Annotated in this window: 1 protein-coding gene; it reads right to left on the bottom strand. The window is 33.0% G+C overall.

Annotated elements, in window-relative coordinates:
• Nucleotides 1–213 precede the first annotated feature (213 nt).
• Nucleotides 214–3,054, bottom strand: coding sequence for a prolyl oligopeptidase family serine peptidase (locus J7M77_RS14730; RefSeq protein WP_296879931.1), 2,841 nt, complete (start codon nucleotides 3,052–3,054; stop codon nucleotides 214–216).
• Between the last annotated feature and the right edge of the window lie 37 nt (nucleotides 3,055–3,091).

A 3,091-nucleotide genomic window follows, 5' to 3' on the forward strand; every position in this document is an offset into this window, starting at 1 on the left:
AACAGTTCTTGAAATATCATCATCAGGTATATCTTTGTCATAAGAAACTGTAAAATCCAGTGGCAAAGCTGGCTGATATGAGTTATAATTTTTATTGTATAATTTGTGTTTCTTATATATATTATACCAAAAAAACGTACGATTTTGTCGTAGGTTTTTGCGTTTTAGAGACTATAATTTATTTATTGCTCGTTACAGCCCCTTAATATTTAATTAATGAAATCTTTTTCTAGCTACTGTATAAGTACCAGCAGATAATACCATTAAGATTCCTAGTCCCATTAATGCTACATCATCGCCAGTTTTAACTGAAGTTGTTGCTCCTGGTTTTGTTGTATCTGCATTTGGTGTATCTGTACTTGGCGTATCTACTACTGGTTCTACTACTGTAGCTGTACTCTTAACTTGTTTTGATAACCATTGCCATGCGTTTAATTCACCTTCATAGCATTCATTGTTATCAAAATAGATCCATGACCAGTGTCCGTTATATTGATATGGAACACCAGTGTTTTCAGTAGTTAAATCTTTACCATCAAGGAAGAATCTTCCTGTTGTATCGTGTACATCATCAAATACTGATACGTGTACATTTTTAGCTCCAGCTTTTAATAATCTTTCGATTGTTGGCTCGCTACATAATGTTGGATCTACTGTTCCATCATTTTTAGCATAAGTGAACCAGATTGGTAAATCTACTAAGCTTTCGATTTGTTCATCAGTAATATATTGATCTTGGAATGCTTCACAGATTGGGAATGCTGCTGCAAAGTAATCTGGATGTGCCAAAATCATTTCCATTGTCATATATACACCGTTTGAACATCCACCGATGATGATTCTATTTGTATCGATATCTGGATTAGCAGCTACATAAGCTTCAATTAATTCAAATAAACTATCTTTGTAACAAGATCCAATATCACCGTTTTGATATTCACCATTTCCATCATCCATCCACATAGTTGGACATTGAGGTACTAATACATAAGCACCATCATATAAATCTTGGAATTCATCACTTACAAAAGCAGTAACTTCATTTCCTAATAGATCAATATAAGAATCATTTACACCACCAGCAGTACCTTCACCAGCACCATGTAACCAAATAACTAAAGCATTCTTTTTATCATCTTCAGCAGGTGTATAATCAGCATAGTTATAAACCGTACCATCACTAGCTACATATTCTTGATCAATATCAAAGATACCGTCTACTTGAGGTACGATCTTATCATCGCCTTTAAAATTGATACTTTCATCAATTGCTAAAGTCGTTACATTAGTACCGTCAGCTAATGTCAACGCACTGTTATTAGCTAATTTTACATGTAATTCATAAGTTTCGCACCAATAATTAGATCCAGTTCCTGGACGATAGATAAATGGAGAACCAGTATTTGGATCAACATACATTTCAATTGTAATAATATTTGAATCACTATCTACTTTATTACCTTCAGCATCAGAAGTATATACATTTAATACTTGACGATCAGTTGTAGCAATTTCTTCTACCATAGTAATCCAGTTCATTGCATTTTTTACTTCAGCAACTGCAAAATCATCTTTATCTAATGAATCAGCTGCAACTGTTTTATTTAAAGTAATAATTGTTTTAGTTACTGCAGGACCCCAGTCATCACCAATAACATAAACTTTTTGATCTCCAAATACTTTACCATCTACTTTATAATCAGCTGCCCACTTCCAAATAGAAGTACCATCAGCAGCAGTTGGATTATTATTTAATGTATAAATCCATGACCAATGATTACTATATTGTACTTCTGTATAAACACCATCTTGATCATAATCTTCTGCAAACATTAATTTTGCATCATCTGTTGTTTCATATAATGATAATTTATATTTATTATCAGCAGTTTCCCAAGTTGTATAATCAGAAGCGATTTCTTGTGCTACAGTTGTTTTAGTTGTTTCTTGACCTTCAGTTAAGATATCAAACATTCTTTTTGAACATTCATCTGTTGCTACAGAACTGTCTGTTTCCCCTTGGACTAACCAAATTGCTGTATCTGAATCTCTAAGTGAAGCTAATTCTGCATCAGTTGGAGTTTCACCACCACGTGCATCAGCTACATCTAAAGCAGGACAATTGATCATTGCTGCATTAAATAAATTAGGATAAGCAATTAACATTCTTGTAGTCATATAGCCACCAGCAGAGCATCCTGATACATATACTTTTTCAGGATCAATGCCTTTTTCAGCAATTACTGCTTTAATTTCGTTATATGCTTGTTTTAATAAATTTTTACTTTGAGCATAATACCAAGTATCTGGTGCTTGGAATGCCATTACATGAGCATCACCAAAAATAGCTTGTGCATCATCACTTGCCCAAGCAACTGTTCCTCTATTTGCAAGCATTTGTGCAACGTTATTTTGTGATCCGTTGTAATCACCTTCACCATTTCCATGGAACCAAACAATTAATGAATCATTTTTCCCTTCATGATATTGATAATTAATTCCATCTTCAACGATTACTGATTTAAATTTAGCTGTTTCACTATCAATAATTGTATTGTCGCAAGTATAGTTTGCTGTATAATTTGAATCTAATGAAGTTCCATCAGCAGCAGTTAAAGTAACTGGTTTAACTTGTGTAATCGTATATTCAATGTCTAATGGAATATTTCTTCCGCCATTAGCTAAATAAGTTAATGTAGCACCTTCATTCATATCCATATATAGTGTTACATATTGACCTTTTACTTCTACTTTTACAATTGTTCGATCTAATTCTTTAGCGTTATAGCTTGTTTCATCAGCAGGTACATTATAACTTTCTGGATTTGTACCTTTAACATGAACGTTGAATGTATCTTTATCAACATTCGTTACTTTTTTTGTTGCACCGTAGTCGATTACAACTTTTGATACAACTTGACCTGCATCAGTTACTTCTCCATATAATTGGCATGAAAAAGTATCTGGTTCAACTGCAGATAATGGTGCGCAATATGTAGTAAGGACTAAAGCCATACTTACAAATGCGGCAAATAATTTTTTAATTTTTTTCATTTTACCCTTCCTTTCTTAACTAAAATTCTAACATAAT

This window comes from Thomasclavelia sp. (genome assembly GCF_017889095.1).
Lineage (GTDB): Bacteria > Bacillota_I > Bacilli_A > Erysipelotrichales > Coprobacillaceae > Thomasclavelia.